The organism is Pseudomonas sp. IT-P395 (assembly GCF_949767675.1).
Classification (GTDB): domain Bacteria; phylum Pseudomonadota; class Gammaproteobacteria; order Pseudomonadales; family Pseudomonadaceae; genus Aquipseudomonas.
Genome location: NZ_CATKPW010000055.1, coordinates 287,001 through 303,412 on the forward strand (window position 1 = coordinate 287,001; position 16,412 = coordinate 303,412).

General features: G+C 59.2%; 14 protein-coding genes. 2 read left to right on the plus strand and 12 right to left on the minus strand.

The window, feature by feature from the left end; all coding sequences use genetic code 11:
• Positions 1-2: 2 nt before the first annotated feature.
• From yacG to pilB, 5 genes are read right to left on the minus strand one after another with little or no spacing between them, the layout of a single operon-like run.
• Positions 3-203, minus strand: a complete 201-nt coding sequence (gene yacG, locus ACM6IN_RS23485) for a DNA gyrase inhibitor YacG (protein WP_007909902.1) — start codon at positions 201-203, stop codon at positions 3-5.
• Positions 200-823, minus strand: coding sequence for a dephospho-CoA kinase (coaE, locus tag ACM6IN_RS23490; RefSeq protein WP_414916778.1), 624 nt, complete (start codon positions 821-823; stop codon positions 200-202). Before coaE ends, yacG begins: the two co-directional genes overlap by 4 nt.
• On the minus strand, positions 820-1,692 hold the full coding sequence (locus ACM6IN_RS23495) for a prepilin peptidase (protein WP_414916779.1): 873 nt from the start codon (positions 1,690-1,692) through the stop codon (positions 820-822). The genes coaE and ACM6IN_RS23495 overlap by 4 nt, the downstream gene beginning before the upstream one ends.
• Position 1,693: 1 nt before the next feature.
• Complete coding sequence (locus ACM6IN_RS23500; RefSeq protein WP_007909905.1) at positions 1,694-2,911, minus strand: type II secretion system F family protein; 1,218 nt, start codon at positions 2,909-2,911, stop codon at positions 1,694-1,696.
• Between the two features lie 2 nt (positions 2,912-2,913).
• Positions 2,914-4,614: a type IV-A pilus assembly ATPase PilB gene (gene pilB / locus ACM6IN_RS23505; RefSeq protein WP_007909906.1), complete on the minus strand. Its 1,701-nt coding sequence runs from the start codon at positions 4,612-4,614 to the stop codon at positions 2,914-2,916.
• 226 nt (positions 4,615-4,840) lie between these two features.
• Between pilB and ACM6IN_RS23510 the strand changes: the two genes are divergently transcribed.
• Positions 4,841-5,272 carry a pilin gene (locus tag ACM6IN_RS23510; RefSeq protein ID WP_007909907.1) on the plus strand — a complete coding sequence of 144 codons (432 nt, stop codon included), beginning with the start codon at positions 4,841-4,843 and terminating at the stop codon, positions 5,270-5,272.
• A 297-nt stretch (positions 5,273-5,569) separates the two neighbouring features.
• Positions 5,570-5,926 (plus strand): BON domain-containing protein, encoded by a 357-nt coding sequence (locus ACM6IN_RS23515; protein WP_414916780.1) that lies wholly within the window; start codon positions 5,570-5,572, stop codon positions 5,924-5,926.
• A gap of 235 nt (positions 5,927-6,161) precedes the next feature.
• On the opposite strand, the gene ACM6IN_RS23520 is transcribed toward ACM6IN_RS23515, so the two are convergent.
• The 7 genes from ACM6IN_RS23520 to panD form a co-directional block, all read right to left on the minus strand.
• The gene (locus ACM6IN_RS23520; RefSeq protein WP_007909909.1) at positions 6,162-6,458 is read right to left on the minus strand and encodes a DUF2845 domain-containing protein; all 297 of its coding nucleotides are present in this window, start codon (positions 6,456-6,458) and stop codon (positions 6,162-6,164) included.
• Positions 6,458-9,409, minus strand: coding sequence for a DUF748 domain-containing protein (locus ACM6IN_RS23525; RefSeq protein WP_414916781.1), 2,952 nt, complete (start codon positions 9,407-9,409; stop codon positions 6,458-6,460). Before ACM6IN_RS23525 ends, ACM6IN_RS23520 begins: the two co-directional genes overlap by 1 nt.
• Before the next feature lie 199 nt (positions 9,410-9,608).
• The gene (locus ACM6IN_RS23530; protein ID WP_414916782.1) at positions 9,609-10,625 is read right to left on the minus strand and encodes a class I SAM-dependent rRNA methyltransferase; all 1,017 of its coding nucleotides are present in this window, start codon (positions 10,623-10,625) and stop codon (positions 9,609-9,611) included.
• 139 nt (positions 10,626-10,764) lie between these two features.
• The gene (locus ACM6IN_RS23535) at positions 10,765-11,637 is read right to left on the minus strand and encodes an oxygenase MpaB family protein (RefSeq protein ID WP_414916783.1); all 873 of its coding nucleotides are present in this window, start codon (positions 11,635-11,637) and stop codon (positions 10,765-10,767) included.
• A 51-nt stretch (positions 11,638-11,688) separates the two neighbouring features.
• A complete protein-coding gene (gene acs / locus ACM6IN_RS23540) occupies positions 11,689-13,626 on the minus strand; it encodes an acetate--CoA ligase (RefSeq protein ID WP_414916784.1) in 1,938 nt (645 codons plus the stop codon).
• Between the two features lie 319 nt (positions 13,627-13,945).
• Complete coding sequence (gene pgi, locus ACM6IN_RS23545; RefSeq protein WP_007909914.1) at positions 13,946-15,610, minus strand: glucose-6-phosphate isomerase; 1,665 nt, start codon at positions 15,608-15,610, stop codon at positions 13,946-13,948.
• A 231-nt stretch (positions 15,611-15,841) separates the two neighbouring features.
• On the minus strand, positions 15,842-16,222 hold the full coding sequence (gene panD, locus ACM6IN_RS23550) for an aspartate 1-decarboxylase (protein WP_003205654.1): 381 nt from the start codon (positions 16,220-16,222) through the stop codon (positions 15,842-15,844).
• Between the last annotated feature and the right edge of the window lie 190 nt (positions 16,223-16,412).

Consider the following 16,412-nt stretch of genomic DNA (forward strand, 5'->3'; position numbering starts at 1 on the left):
GATCAGTGGCGCGGATCGAAGTCACCGGAAAACAGTTCGTCCTCGGCATCCGGTGCGACCGGAATTTTGTGTTCTTCCGACGCCCAGGCGCCGAGGTCGATCAGTTTGCAGCGATCGGAGCAGAACGGCCGAAACTTGTTTTCGGCGGTGAATTCTACGGGGGCGCCACAGGTCGGGCATTCAACGGTGGGGATCTGGCTCATGCTTGGCCTCCGGATAAAGTCAGGTAAAAGTGATGCAGACGCTCGACTTCGCTGTGCAGCCAAGCGAGATCGCGGTCGTTGACCACCACGTCGTCGGCGCGGCTTACACGGTCTTCGCGGCTCGACTGAGCCTTGAGGATCGCCTGAACCTGCTGCTCGCTGGTCTGGTCACGCTGCAAGGTGCGTTCGATCTGCAATTGTTGCGGGGCGTCGATCACCAGGATGCGCTGGGTCATCGCGTATTGCCCGGATTCGATCAGCAGTGGCGAAACCAGAATCGCGTAAGGCGATTTTGCCAGCGCCAGGTGATGGGCGATTTCTTCGGCGATCAACGGATGCAGCAGCGCTTCGAGCCAGCGACGTTGCTCCGGCAATTCGAAAATCAGTTTGCGCAGGGCGGCGCGGTCCAGCGTGCCATCGGCCTGCAGCACGCCGGGGCCGAAGTGTTCGGCAATCTTTGTCAGCGCCGCACGCCCGGGTTCAACCACCCAACGCGCCGCGTGATCGGCATCCACCACGTGGACACCCAGATCAATGAAGTGCTGAGCCGCCGCGCTTTTGCCGCTGCCGATGCCGCCGGTGAGGCCGAGAATCCAGGGTTTTTCCACAGGGGTATTCATTTCAAACCGACAAACTGCCAATAGAAGCCGGTTATTTGACCACCCCAGAGCAAGGCAATCCAGCCGGCAATTGCCAGCCAGGGGCCAAAGGGTATCGGCGTGGAGGTTTTCTCATTGCGCAAGCGCAGTAAAACCACCCCGATAATGGCGCCCACCAGCGATGACAGCAGGATGGTCAGCGGCAGAATCTGCCAGCCGCCCCACGCGCCGAGCAGCGCCAGCAACTTGAAATCACCGTGACCGATGCCGTCCTTGCCGGTCAGCAGTTTGAACAGCCAGAACACCGACCACAGCGTCAGGTAACCGGCCACCGCGCCCCACAGCGCATCGTGCAACGACACGAACAGGCCGAAGCTGTTGACGATCAACCCCAGCCACAGCAGCGGCAGCACCAGCACATCGGGCAGCAGTTGATGTTCGGTGTCGATCAGGCTCATCGCCAGTAACCCCCAGGTGAGCAAGATCAACAAGCACGCCGGCCAACCGAAACCGAAGTGCCAGGCGATGAAGGCCGAGAGCAACCCGCAAGTCAGTTCGGTCAAAGGATAGCGTTTGCTGATGGGCGCCGCGCACGCTGAACAACGCCCGCGCAGCCATAGATAACTGAGCAGGGGAATGTTTTCCCACGGACGGATCCGGTGGGCGCAATGCGGGCACTCGGAGTGCGGCAGCATCAGGTTGTAGGTGGGCAGCGGCGTTTCGCCGGGCAAACCGAGCACGTCGTGGGCCTGCTGGCGCCAATCGCGTTCGAGCATTTTCGGCAGGCGCCAGATCAGCACGTTGAGGAAGCTGCCAACCACCAGACCCAGCAGCAGGGCAGTGAAAACAAAGGCCAGCGGATACAGGGCAAACAGTTCGTCGATAGGCATGTCAGATCGCTGAGCCGAGTTGGAAGATCGGCAGGTACATGGCCACCACCAGCCCGCCGACGATAACGCCTAGCACCACCATGATGAACGGCTCCATCAGGCTGGTGAGGTTGTCGACCATGTTATCCACTTCCTCTTCGTAAAAGCCTGCAACCTTGTCGAGCATTTCATCTAGCGCCCCCGACTCTTCGCCAATTGCAGTCATCTGCACGGCCATGTTCGGAAATACCCCGGTGCTGCGCATCGAAAAATTCAACTGCATGCCGGTGGAGACGTCCTGGCGAATGCGCAACACGGCACGCTTGAACACCACATTGCCGGTGGCGCCGGCCACTGAGTCGAGCGCTTCCACCAGCGGCACACCGGCAGCGAATGTGGTCGACAGGGTTCGAGCGAATCGCGCCACCGCGGACTTGTACATCAGCGTGCCCACCAAGGGCAGTTTCAACAGCCAGGTGTCTTTGCGGTCGCGTAATGCCTGAGATGTTTTCAGTGCATGGCGGGTACCAAAGATCGCCGCGACCAGCGCGCCGAGCATCGCCCACCACCATTGCTGCATGAATTCCGACAGGCTGATCACCATCAGGGTGAAGGCCGGCAGTTCGGCGCCGAACCCCGAGAACACCGACTGGAATTGCGGCACCACTTTGACCAGCAGGATCCCGGTCACGACTGCCGCCACCAGCACCACGGCGGTGGGGTAGGTCATGGCTTTTTTGATTTTGGCCTTGAGCCGTTCGCTTTTTTCCTTATAGGTCGCGACGCGTTCCAGCAACGTGTCGAGGGCGCCGGACTGCTCGCCCGCATCGACCAGGTTGCAATACAACTCGTCGAAATACTGCGGCTTCTTGCGCAGGGCTGTGGCGAAGCTGTTACCGGCCGCGACCTCCTGTTTTATCTCGTCCACCAGCTTGCGCATGGCCGGGTTTTCAAAGCCTTCGCCAATGATGTCGAACGACTGCAGCAGCGGCACACCGGCCTTCATCATGGTCGCCATCTGCCGGGTGAACAGAGCGATGTCCTGGGCCTTGATGCGTTTGCCAAAACTCAACAACGATGCGGATTTTTTGCGTACCTTGCCGGGACTGATCCCCTGTTTACGCAGTTGTGCCTTGATCAGTGCCGGATTCTGTCCACTGAGTTCACCGGTGACTTTGCTGCCTTTCCTGTCCGTACCTTCCCAGGCATAGATACTGATTTTCGCTGCCTTGACCGCCATGTTCAGTCCTTGGTCACCCGGTTGATTTCTTCAAGGCTGGTGATGCCTTGCATGGCCTTGTGCAGCCCGGAGGTGCGCAGGTCGTCGAAGCCGTCGCGGCGCATCTGCAGGTCGATTTCCAGCGAGTTGCCTTCGGCCATGATCAAGTGTTGGAGTGCTGGTGTGTTCTTCACCACTTCATATATCCCCACGCGTCCTTTGTAGCCGCCGTTGCAGTGATCGCAACCGACCGGCTCGTAGATCGTGAAATGGCCGATGCGTTCCTCGGGGAAACCTTCCTTGATCAAGGTTTCGCGCGGGATCTCGATGGCTTTCTTGCAGTGACTGCACAGTTTGCGCGCCAGGCGCTGGGCAATGATCAGGCTGACCGAGGTGGCAATGTTGAAGCCGGGAATGCCCATGTTGTGCAGGCGCGTCAGGGTTTCCGCGGCGCTGTTGGTGTGCAGGGTCGAGAGCACCAGGTGACCGGTCTGCGCAGCTTTGATGGCGATCTCGGCGGTTTCCAGGTCGCGGATCTCACCGACCATGATCACGTCCGGGTCCTGGCGCAGAAACGAGCGCAACGCCTGAGCAAAGTCGAGTCCTTGTTTAGGATTGACGTTGACCTGGTTGATGCCTTCCATGTTTATCTCCACCGGGTCTTCGGCGGTGGAGATGTTGATGTCGACGGTATTGAGGATATTCAGGCCGGTGTAGAGCGACACGGTTTTACCCGACCCGGTGGGGCCGGTGACCAGAATCATGCCCTGTGGCTGCTTGAGTGCGGCCATGTACAGATCCTTTTGCTCGGGCTCATAGCCGAGGGCGTCGATACCGATCTGCGCGCTGGACGGGTCGAGAATCCGGATCACCACTTTTTCGCCCCACAACGTGGGCAGAGTGTTGACCCGGAAATCGATCGACTTGCTTTTCGACAGGCGCATCTTGATCCGCCCGTCCTGCGGTTTGCGCCGTTCCGAGATATCGAGGCTGGCCATGACTTTCAGGCGTGCGGCGATGCGCCCGGCCAGTTGAATCGGTGGTTTGGCCACCTCACGCAGGATGCCGTCGGTGCGCACCCGCACCCGGTAGTTTTTCTCGTAAGGCTCGAAGTGCAGGTCGGAAGAGCCACTCTTGATCGCGTCGAGCAGCATCTTGTGCACGAAACGCACCACCGGCGCATCGTCGGCATCGAGGCCACCGATGGCGTCCTGCTTGCTGTCATCGACGGATTCGACATCGAGGCCGTCAAGATCGACATCGGCCATGTCTTCCAGGCCACTGCTGTGGGTGTCGAAGAACTTCTCGATGGCATCGGTGAGCTTGTCGTCCTCGACCAGAATGGCTTCGGTGCTCAGCCCGGTGCTGAACTGAATGTCGTTGATCGCTTGATGGTTGCTCGGGTCGGAGATGCCAACGAACAGCTTGTTGCCACGTCGCCACAGGGGCAGGGCATGGTGCTGACGCACAAGTTTTTCGCTGACCAGTCCTTTGGGTTGGGTTTCCTTGTCGAGGCAATTGAGATCAAGGAACGCCATGCCGAAATGCTCGCTGGCAATCTCGGCCACTTGCCAGCTCTTGACCAGTTTGTTCTGCACCAGATAGCTGACCAGCGACAGGCGATTGCGCTGGGCCTGTTGCCAGGCTTGCTGGGCGCTTTTTTCCGTGAGCAGTTCGGCCTGGACCAATTGCTTGGCCAGACCGCTCAGAGCGATGTCATTCATGGGAATTCCGCACACTTGCAGTTCATGACTTATAGCCTAGTCAAGTGACAGCGCCAAACACGGCGGGTGCAGGTGACAAAAAGTGTCAGATAGTGCGGTTGCGGGTTGTAGGAAATGGCGTTGTAGGTGGTTCGCGCCCAAGGGGCAGGGCCTCGAAGGCATTGGCATGGCCTATGCTGCGTCCCTTTCAGATCATGAGATTTCGACTCATGCATGGAGCGTGTCTATGAAAAAACAACAAGGTTTTACGCTGATCGAGCTGTTGATCGTGGTGGCGATCATCGGGATTCTGGCGACCATCGCCCTGCCGCAGTACTCCAAGTATCAGGCGCGGTCGAAGGTGACGGCGGGGCTGGCGGAGATCAGTGCGATGAAAGTGCCGTTCGAAGACACCATCAACCAAGGTACCGATCCGACGCTGACGCTGGTGGCCGGTAGTGCCACGGTCACAACGTCAAATTGCGCCGTGACCGCATCGGGCACCGCTTCGACCGGGGCCGGCACCATTGTCTGCACAATCAAGAACGCTCCTGGCCCTGTTCTGGACAAAACCATTACCTTGACCCGTTCATCGGGCACCGGTGCTGGCGTCTGGACTTGCGGCACCACGGTGGCACCGGACTATTCGCCAAAAGGCTGCACCGCCAGCGGTACATAAGTTGAATGTGTGCTGAACAGGATGCCCCGCTTTGCGGGGCATTTTTCATTGCGCGACACTTCACAAAAGCTTCAATAATTTCAGCGTCTTAGGAACTTTCCAAAAAACCGCAACTTGCATGTGAATATTGCGCATGTCATGCAAATTGCATGATTTCGAAAAACTGCGTTAAACATAAGATGTTGATTTATAAGGATTTTGTGTTGATGGAAAAGTTGGCACAGCGTTCGCAACTACCTTGGTAACCCTGCTGACAAGACAACCAGCAGACTTTCCAGAAAAACAGGAGTTACTCGTATGAAGAAGTTCGCTATCACTGCCGCTGCTGCTACCGCGCTGACCCTGACCATGACTTCCGGTGCATTCGCACAATCCACTCAGGCTACCCAGGCTCCAATGACTCTGGCTGCCGGTGAAGTCACCCAGGCTAAAGAAGCTACTTCTGACACCTGGATCACCACTAAAGTGAAAAGCGACCTGGTGACCGAAAAAGGCATCCCAGGCACTGACATCAAAGTAGAAACCAACAAAGGTGTTGTATCTCTGTCGTCGACTGTAGCCATTACCGAAGCTCAGAAAACCACCGCAGTGAATATCACCAAGAAAATCAAAGGCGTCAAAGCGGTCTCCGCTGACGGCCTGAAAGCCGAGTAAGGCATGACTTCTCGCCTGGACCGGGAGAAGACGCGACAGACGGGCCGAGCAATACGTCTGCCGCAACTTTAGAGTTCATGCGAACGGTCACACGGAGGTGACCATTACGGGCCCCGGCACTTGTGTCGGGGCCTGTTCTATTTTTAGAAGCAAAAGATCGCAGCCTTCGGCAGGTCCTACAGGGAAATGCATTCCAGATTGTAGGAGCTGCCGAAGGCTGCGATCTTTTGCTTTTTCAGTTGCCGCGTTTGCTGTTGATCTGCCGCAGGCGATTGCCTTCGAAGCGCAGGTATTGATACATGCCGTTGCTCGGGCCGTAAGTCCACTCCTCGACCTGAAACTCCTCGCGGCGATTGGCGCTGCGCTTGTAGCCCAACACATCACGGCTGACCGGCTCACCGCATTTCTGCAGGACTTCGCTGGACCGGTCGCCAAGGCTGATCAATTGACTGCCGCAGCGCAGGGTATCGGACGCCGAGGCGTGACTGGCCGCGAGCGTCATTGCGAGCAAGGCCAGCCACTGAAGTTTCATCACTCGGCATCCAGATGCATTTGCGTGACCACGCGGCCATCGCTTTCGGCCTCGCCAAGGTTGGCGTCGATGAAGTACACGCGGTCGTCTGCCAGTTGGCCTTTATCGACCAGATAATCCTTGATGCTGCTGGCGCGGTCCTGACCCAACTGACGCAACAGCACGTCGCTGCCACTCCAGAACTTGATCACGCCTTCGCGCATTTTCGCCGTACGTTCTTCCTTGCCCAGATCCTTCCATTCCGCCGGTGGCTGGGTTTTCAGGCGGGTGCGGTAAATGCCTTCGAGCAGCGGACCTTTCTCGCTGTCCGGCACTTGCAGCAACGACGCCTGCGCCGGGACTTTATCGCCGCGACGCTGGAGCATCTTGTAGTAGTTGTACTGGTATTCACGTTCCAGACGCTGCTCGGCGAGCAATGGGCCATCGCTGCTTTGCGCGGCAGTACCCTCGATTTCCAGGCGCAGTGCCGGACGTTCCTTCAGTGCTTGGGACAGCTTGATCAGCGCCGCTTCGGCATCCTTGCTCAACTCGCTGGAGCCGGGCGCAAACGACACAGTGCCAAGGTCTTGCGAACCGCCGCCACTGATCAACCCGCCGATCATTTTGAATGGCGCGGCTGCGGCTTTGACGATCAGGTTGCGCAGGGTCTGCCAGACGATCGGCATCACGCTGAATTGCGGGTTGTTCAAGTCGCCGGTCACCGGCAATTCGATGGAGATCTTGCCGTCGACGTCCTTGAGCAGGGCAATCGCCAGTTTCAGCGGCAGGCTCACGGCATCCGGGCTGTCGACTTTTTCGCCGAGCTGCAATTGTTCGACCACCACTTTGTTTTCGGCTTTGAGCTGGCCCTTGGTGATCAGGTAATGCAGGTCGAGGTTGAGCCGACCCTTGCGAATGCGGTAACCGGCGAATTTGCCGGAGTAGGGCGTCAACGTCGTCAGTTCGACCCGTTTGAAACTGGTGGCGATGTCGAGGCTGGCCATCGGGTCGAACGGATTGACCGCGCCCTTGATGGTCACCGGTGCATAGCGGTCGACCTTGCCTTTGATGTCGACGCTGGCCGGTTTCGCCTGACGGCTGTCGATGGTGCCGATCTGGCCGTTGAGCTGCTGCACGGCGGTGGCGAAGTTCGGCGTCAGGCTGAAATCGGCGAAGTTGGCCGAGCCGTCATTGATCGCGATGCCACCGATGTGAATGCCCAGCGGTTTTTCGTTGCTGGCTGGTTTGGCTGCTGTGCTTTTTGCGCCACTGTCAGCGGGCTGCGGGATCAGCAGATCATCAATGTTGGTGGTGCGATCATCGTTGATCATGAACCGCGCGTACGGCTGGAACAGGTTGATCCTGTCGATCGACAGGCTGTCGCCGTGCTGATAATTCAGGCCTTCGACCACCACTTGCTGCCACTTGAGGAAATCGCGGGTTTTCAGGGTGTCGAGGGTGTGCAGTTGATCGATCTGCGCGCGACCGGTGACGCTGAGCGCCAGCGGTTCGGTGCTCTTGAGGTTGAGCTTCAGGTCACTGCCGAGCATGCCGCTGCGCAGTTCCAGGCGAATGAAAGGATTGATGTAGGACTGTGCGACGCGCAGGTCGATGTCCTGGGTTTTCACGTTGAGCTGGGCGTTGACCGGGGCGAGATTGACGGTGCCGTCGGCGGTGATCTTGCCTTGCTTGCCCACGCCGCTTTCGAGCTTGAGCTTGAAGGGCGAGCCGTTGAGGCTGTCGAAATCCTGCAGGTCGACGTTGAGCGGGGTGATATCCAGTGCTACTGCCGGTTGGGCCGAGCGGTCGGCCAGATGCACGGTGTAGTTACGCAATTGCACGTCTTTGAGCAGCACTTGCCAAGGCTTGCTTGGCGCAGTCGGTTCAGCTTTCGGCGAGTCGGCAGCGGCGGGCGTGCTGGCAGGTTCTGCGGCGGCTTTGGCGGCCGGTTTCGACGGTTGGCTGGCGAACAGTTTCTGCCAGTCCAGTTGGCCGTCAGCTTCGAGCGCCGCCCAGGTTTCCAGTTTGTTGCTGCGGATCTTGCCGACCACGACTTGTTGCTTGGCCAGATCCAGCGAGGTTTCGCTGATGTCGAGACGTTCGAGTTTTGCCAGTGGGCGTCCATCAGGCGCCTTGATCGCGAAGGGCGCGATGCTCACTGCGACATTGTTCAACTGCAGTTCGGTTTCTTTCGACAGATTGAGTTTGTATTCGCTGCTGAGACTGATCACGCCGTCTTCAAGTACCAGCGGCACCGAGTCTCGCACGTAGGGCCAGAAGGCTTTCATCTTGCCGTCGGTGACTTTCAGGGTGCCTTCGGAAGTGAACGGGATCAGGCTGAAATTGCCACTCCAGTCGATCCGGCCACCGGCCGGGCCGATGGCGACCAGGGTCATGTCGGCGCTGTCTTCGGGCAGGGTGCTGAGGTTTTTCAGCTCGAAGCTGAGATCGTCGTAGAGAAACTCGATGGGTTCGCTGGGGCGCACGTCCTCAAAGTGCACGACGCCGCCGGCCAGTTTGATGTTGTCGATGCGCAGCGGGAACGGTTTGGCGTCCGGGTCGGCTGGTGTCGGCTCACTGGCCGGCACATTGAACAGGCCCAGCAGGTTGAGTTTGCCGTCTTTGGCGAAAAGGATTTCGCTCTTTGGTTTGTCCAGCTCGATGTTGGACAGATGCAGGGCTTTGGTCCACAGGCTGTCGATTTGCAGGTCGGCGTACAGGCGATCGAAGCCGATCTGTTCCTTGCCCGGCTCGCCGATGACCAGCCCCCACAGGGTGACTTCAAGGCTGAACGGGTTGAGCTCGATACGCTGGATATGCGCAGGCACCGTAGCGTAGGTGGCCAGTTGCTGATTGGCTACCCGCAGAGCGATGCCCGGCAAAATCAGAAACCCCAGCAGGCTGTAGAGGGCCAGAGCAGTCAACAAGGCGCCAATCGCGCGAATCAATCCTTTGGGCATGTGCGGCTTCATCTGTCTGAATCGGAGTGCCTTGGAGTATGGCACGCGATTCTGGTTCCGAAGTACCTCGCATGGAGCAGGATTGTTCAGATTTCTCTCAAAACACAGAACCCCTGTGGGAGCTGGCTTGCCAGCGATGAGGGAATACCAGTCGACAACTTTGTTGACTGACCCCCCGCAATCGCTGGCAAGCCAGCTCCCACAGGGTTGTTTATAGCTGCAGGATCAGGGTTTTCAGCGGCGGTTGCTGGTCCATGGACGGGAAGTCTGCACCCGGGGTCATCACGCTCCACTCACGCACCGGTCGCCCGGCCTTCTCGGCGCAGCGCAGCACCTGTTCGCGCCAATCGTCCATGCTGACTTTCGCCAGGTTGTTGCAGCAGATCAGCACGCCGTTGTCGGCGGTGGTCAGCAAGGCCGGTTTGAGCAGGCTCTGATAGTCGCGCAGCAGGTCGACGGTGCCGAATGCGCTCTTGGCCCAGGCGGGCGGATCAAGCAGGACCAGATCGTATTGACGCTGATCGAGGCGCTGGTAGCTCGGCAGTTTCTGCCCGCGACGCTGGCTGATCGGCAGGCCGGCGAGTTGGCGAATGGCCGGGAAGTAGTCCGACTGAATGAATTCCATCTCCGGCAACTGCGGGTTAAGCCGACCGTTTTCGCGTCCGACCGCCAGATTGCCTTCGGCGAAATCCAGGTTGCACACTTCACTCGCGCCGCCGGCAGCCGCACTGAGGCCGACGCCGCAGGTGTAGGCAAACAGGTTGAGCACGGATTTACCTTTGGCGTGATCCTTGACCCAGCCGCGCGTGTTGCGCAGGTCGAGGAACAGCAGCGGATCCTGCCCGGCATGACGCCCGCGCACACGGTAGTTGAGGCCCCATTCGTGACCGACCAGATCAACCAGTGCGGCGTCTTCGGCTTTGTAGACGCTGTCTTCACGGTCGATGCGCGAGTTGCCACGGGAGCGGTCGTTGTAGACCAGCAAGGTTTCCAGGCCCAGGGTTTGATTGACCATCGCGTGCAGTTGCAGCAGGTCATCGCGTTCCAGCGTCTGGTGAAAACTCTGCACCAGCAGTTGCGGGCCGTAGCGGTCGATGGTCAGACCGCCGGCGCCTTCCTGGCTGCCGTGGAACAGCCGATAGCAATCGGTGCCCTGGCTGTGCAGCACAGCGAGCAAGTCCTGGCGTTGATCGAGGGCGGCGCGCAGCGCCTGATTCAAGGAAGACATGCATGCGCCTTGCTGGAGAGAATTGGGGCGCGGGAGTTTAGCAGCTTGGCGGGTAACCGAGGTGCTGCCTTCGCGAGCAGGCTCGCTCCCACATGGGAATGCATTCCAAATGTGGGAGCGAGCCTGCTCGTGAAGCTTTTTAGGTCAACAGGCCCATCCGCCGTTTCGCTCGTTGCACCGAACCATTGCGCATCGCCCAACGCAGCATCGGTGCGCTGCGCCTGACGCTGGCGCGAATCAATTGCCGTTGCAGCGAGCTCTGCCGGACATCGAGCATGTCGCTGGCCCAGTCCGGCAGCAGGTCGATGCCGGCCTTCATCATCAAATCACCAAAGGGTCGCGCCAGAACACTCGGCGCCGGTGCTGCGAGCAACAATCGCAAAACCTCGCGGCTGCGTTCATCGCACAACAACTGCGGGCGCATGCGTTGCAGATAGTCGGCCACGGCTTGCCGTGATTTCGGCACATCCCGCGCGCCCAGGCGTTCGGCAATCACGGCGATTTCCGCGTAATAACGATCCTGATCCGCCCCCGACAACTGCGGATTGCGATAACGCAAATGCGCGGCGAGAAAGTTACTCACTTCCGCCACATGCACCCACGTCAGCAAATCCGGGTCGCTGGCCGCGTAAGGGCGGCCATCCGGCGCGGTGCCAACCACTTGCAGGTGAATGGTGCGCACCTTCTCGATCAACCAGTCGGCGTCGCGTCGCGAGCCGAACGTGGTGCCGGATACAAACTGACTGGTGCGCCGCAAACGCCCGAGCATGTCTTCACGAAAATTCGAATGATCCCAAACCCCGGCCAGTGCCAGCGGATGCAAAGCCTGCAACAACAACGCACTGATACCACCGATCAACATGCTGCTGAAATCGCCGTGCACTTGCCAACTGACTGAGTCGGGGCCGAACAGGCCGGGGTCGCCCTTGGGGTTTTCCAGGTCGAGTTGACCGAGCGACAGCCCGGTCAGGCTCATGAGTTGCTGTTCGATACGACTGCGGATGAATTCCATGACCACTCAGTGCGAAAGGGCGGGCGCGGTCGGTTGACCACGCCCGGGGTGTTACTGATTGAGGCGCTTGTCGATCAGTCCCTGCACCACACTCGGGTCGGCCAAGGTCGAGGTGTCGCCGAGGCTGTCGAGTTCGTTGCAGGCGATCTTGCGCAAGATGCGCCGCATGATCTTGCCTGAGCGGGTTTTCGGCAAGGCCGGCGCCCATTGGATCAAGTCGGGTTTGGCGAAGCTGCCGATTTCCTTGCTGACGTGGGCGAGCAGTTCTTTCTTCAGCTCGTCATTCGGTTCGGTGCCGTTCATGGGCGTGACGAAGGCGTAGATGCCCTGACCTTTGACGTCGTGCGGGTAACCGACCACGGCAGCTTCGGCGATGCTGTCGTGCAGCACCAGCGCGCTTTCCACTTCAGCCGTGCCGATGCGGTGGCCGGAAACGTTAATCACGTCGTCGATGCGCCCGGTGATCCAGTAGTCGCCATCCTCGTCGCGGCGTGCGCCGTCGCCGGTGAAATAGTAGCCGGGGTAGGGTTTGAAATAGGTGTCGACCATTCGCTGCGGGTCGCCATAGACGCTGCGGATCTGCGCCGGCCAACTCGACTTGATCGCCAGCACGCCGCTGCCGGCGCCTTTGATTTCCTTGCCGTGCTCATCGAGCAGCACCGGTTGCACGCCGAACATCGGTTGTGTGGCGCAGCCCGGTTTGATTCGCTGGGCGCTGACCAGCGGGCTGAGCATGATGCCGCCGGTTTCGGTCTGCCACCAGGTGTCGACGATGGGGCAGCGCTGTTCTCCTACGACATTGAAATACCATTCCCACGCTTCCGGGTTGATTGGCTCGCCGACGCTGCCGAGCAACCTGAGGCTGGCGCGCGAGGTTTCTTTCAATGGTTCGGCACCTTCACGCATCAACGCGCGCAGAGCGGTGGGTGCGGTGTAGAAAATATTGACCTTGTGTTTATCGATGACCTGCCAGAATCGTGAGCTGCTCGGATAACTCGGTACGCCTTCGAACATCAGCGTGGTCGCGCCGTTGGCCAGCGGGCCGTAGACGATATAGCTGTGACCGGTGACCCAGCCGACGTCGGCGGTGCACCAGAACACTTCGCCGTCGCGGTAATCGAGCACGTATTTGAAGGTCATCGCCGCTTGCAGCAAATAGCCGCCGGTAGTGTGCAGCACGCCTTTGGGTTTGCCGGTACTGCCGGAGGTGTAGAGGATGAACAGCGGATCTTCGGCGTCCATCGGTTCTGGCGGGCAATCGTCGCTGACATCGCGCACGGCCTGGTGATACCAGATATCGCGCCCCTCGACCCAGTCGACCTTGCCTTGGCTGCGCTCGACCACCACGACGGTGCTGACGTCCGGGCAACTTTGCAGGGCTTTGTCGACGTTCTGCTTCAGTGGCACGAACTTGCCGCCGCGCACGCCTTCATCTGCGGTGATCACCGTGCGGCAATCGGCATCGAGAATGCGGTCACGCAGGGAATCAGGGGAGAAACCGCCGAACACCACCGAGTGAATCGCGCCGATCCGCGAACAGGCGAGCATGGCGTATGCGGCTTCGGGGATCATCGGCATGTAGATGCACACCCGGTCACCTTTCTTCACGCCACGGCTTTTCAGCACGTTAGCCAAGCGGCAGACGTGGTGGTGGAGTTTTTTATAAGTGATTTGCGCCGACTCGGCGGGATCGTCGCCTTCCCAGAGCAGGGCGGTCTGCTCGCCGCGCTGTTCCAGGTGACGGTCGATGCAGTTGTAGCTGACGTTCAGTTTGCCCCCGGCAAACCAGGCGGCTTCACCGGTTTTCAGGTCGTAGCGCTGAACGGTCTGCCACGGCGTGCTCCAGTCGAGGAAACGCGTGGCCTGTTCGGCCCAGAAGGCCGTGGGGTGTTCAATGGATTCGCGGTAAAGCCGTCGATACTCATCCTGACTCAATTGCGCAGCCTGGCGGACGGCATCGGCTTTGGGGAACGTGCTGATATCGAACATGACGGTTCCTTATTCTTGTGGTGCGACAAGGATAAAGATGCGCTGATGGGGGGAAGGGATCAAGGCCGCCCCTCACCCTAACCCTCTCCCAAAGGGAGAGGGTTAGGGTGAGGTGTTTGGGCTTGATACATCGACTTGAAATTCCGGAGTCGAACTCAAGTATTGAAAAGCGTGAAAATCGGCTCCCTTTCCCCCTCTACCCCTTGGGGGAGAGGGCTGGGGTGAGGGGGAAGCGATTTGGCTGCCACCGCGAAATCCACGCCAAACGCCAGACGAAAAAAAGCCCCTGAACTTCAGGGGCTCTCTATCAAGCAACAGATCAACCGCGGTGACGACCGCGGAAGTAGTTGATCAGGCCCTGGGTGGAAGGATCATCAGCAAGGGTTTCATCGCTGCCGACCAGGCGGTTGTAAACGCCTTTGCCCAGTTCCTTGCCCAACTCCACGCCCCATTGGTCGAAGGCGTTGATGCCCCAGACCACGCTCTGTACGAACACTTTGTGCTCATACATGGCAACCAATGCGCCGAGGCGACGCGGGCTGATGCGTTCGACCACGATGGTGTTGCTCGGGCGGTTGCCCGGGATCACCTTGTGCGGCGCGAGTTTGTGCACCTGCTCTTCGCTCATGCCCTTGTCGCGCAATTCCTGCTCGGCTTCCGGCAGGGTCTTGCCGAGCATCAGCGCCTGGCTCTGCGACAAGCAGTTGGCGTACAGCCACTGATGGTGGTCGGAGACCGGGTTGAAGCTGACGATCGGCACGATGAAGTCGGCCGGGATCAACTGCGAACCTTGATGCAGCAACTGGTGGTAGGCGTGCTGACCGTTGCAGCCGACGCCGCCCCAGATCACCGGACCGGTATCGGTCGACACCGGCGTGCCGTCCTGACGCACGCTCTTGCCGTTGGATTCCATGTCCAGCTGTTGCAAGTGCTTGGTGATGTTGCGCAGGTAGTGGTCGTACGGCAGGATCGCGTGGCTTTGCGCGCCCCAGAAGTTGCCGTACCAGACACCGAGCAGGGCCAGCAGCACCGGCATGTTCTGTTCGAACGGCGCGGTCTGGAAATGCTGGTCCATGGTGTAGGCACCGGACAGCAGCTCCTTGAAGTTGGACATGCCGATGGCCAGGGCAATCGGCAAACCGATGGCCGACCACAGCGAGTAACGACCGCCAACCCAGTCCCACATCGGGAAGATGTTTTCTTCACGGATACCGAACGCCACGGCTGCCGCGTTGTTGCTCGATACAGCGATGAAGTGACGATACAGCTCGGCTTCCGAACCGCCCTGTGCCAGGTACCAGGCACGAGCAGCCTGAGCGTTCTTCAGGGTTTCGAGGGTGTTGAACGACTTCGACGAAACAATGAACAGCGTGGTCTCGGCGCGCAGCTTTTGCGTCAGCTCGTGGAATTCGCTGCCGTCGATGTTCGCCAGATAATGGCAACGCACGCCTTTCTGCGCGTACGACAGCAGTGCTTCGGAGACCAGCTCAGGGCCGAGGAACGAGCCACCGATGCCGATGTTGACCACGTCGGTGATCGGCTTCTCGGTGTAACCACGCCACAGACCGTCGTGGATGCGGCCGACCAGATCGGTAATCTGGTTCAGAACCTTGTGGACTTCCGGCATCACGTTGACGCCATTGACCGACAGCTTGTCGCCTACCGGGCGGCGCAGGGCGGTGTGCAGCGCCGGGCGGCCTTCGGAAGTGTTGACGATTTCGCCTTCAAACAGCGCTTTGATGGCGCCTTTGAGATCGACTTCATTGGCCAGACCGACCAGCAGGTTGCGGGTCTGGGCGTTGATCAAATTCTTCGAATAATCGAGAAACAGTCCGCAGCTGCTGAGGGTGAACTGGTTGAAGCGCTGCGGATCGGCGTTGAAGGCTTCGCGCATGCTGAAATCCTGCATGGCTTGGCGGTGATCTTTCAACGCTTGCCAGGCGGGCAGAGCGGTAACGTCTTGAGGAGTGAGGTAATACGCCATCGCTGCGGTTTTCCTTTTTACTTGAACGGCCTTTTGAACACTGAACAGACCCGGCACGCCATGTTTGGGCATGGGATCAACTGCGTCGACACGATTTCTGGACACAGGGCGAATACAGTAAACCTCGCGCTGCGTTCTGTCTTGACTTTGTCTGACCAGATCCCTGTACTTTTTTAACATCGAGACCGGGAACTGGCCGACAAACGGAGGGGGAGCGGGGCGGTTTCGCGATCAGGCGAGCTGAACCGGGATGGCGTTGCTGGTGTGGCTCAGCTCATTGCCCGGCGCCATGTAAAGCATGCGCGGCTTGAAATTGACCAGCTCGGCTTCGCTGTAATGGGCGTAGGCACAAATGATCACGCGGTCGCCAACCTTGGCCTTGTGTGCAGCGGCGCCGTTGACGGAGATCATCCGCGAACCCTCTTCACCACGAATCGCGTAGGTGGTGAAACGCTCGCCGTTGTCGACGTTGTAAATCTGGATCTGCTCGTATTCACGGATGCCGGACAAGTCCAGCCACTCGCCATCGATGGCGCACGAACCTTCGTAATCGAGCACCGCATGAGTGACTTCGGCGCGGTGCAGTTTGGCCTTGAGCATGATCGCGTGCATGAGGGTTTTCCCGGGTTGGAATCGAACGGCGGGCAGTGTGCCCGAAGGCTTTGAGGGCGGCAATACAGCTGGAATGCAATCTTCATGACGCTGAAAAACACTGTAGGAGTGAGCCTGCTCGCGATAGCGGTGTGTCATTCAACACTAATGCTGACTGACACACCGCTATCGCGAGCAGGCTCACTCCTAC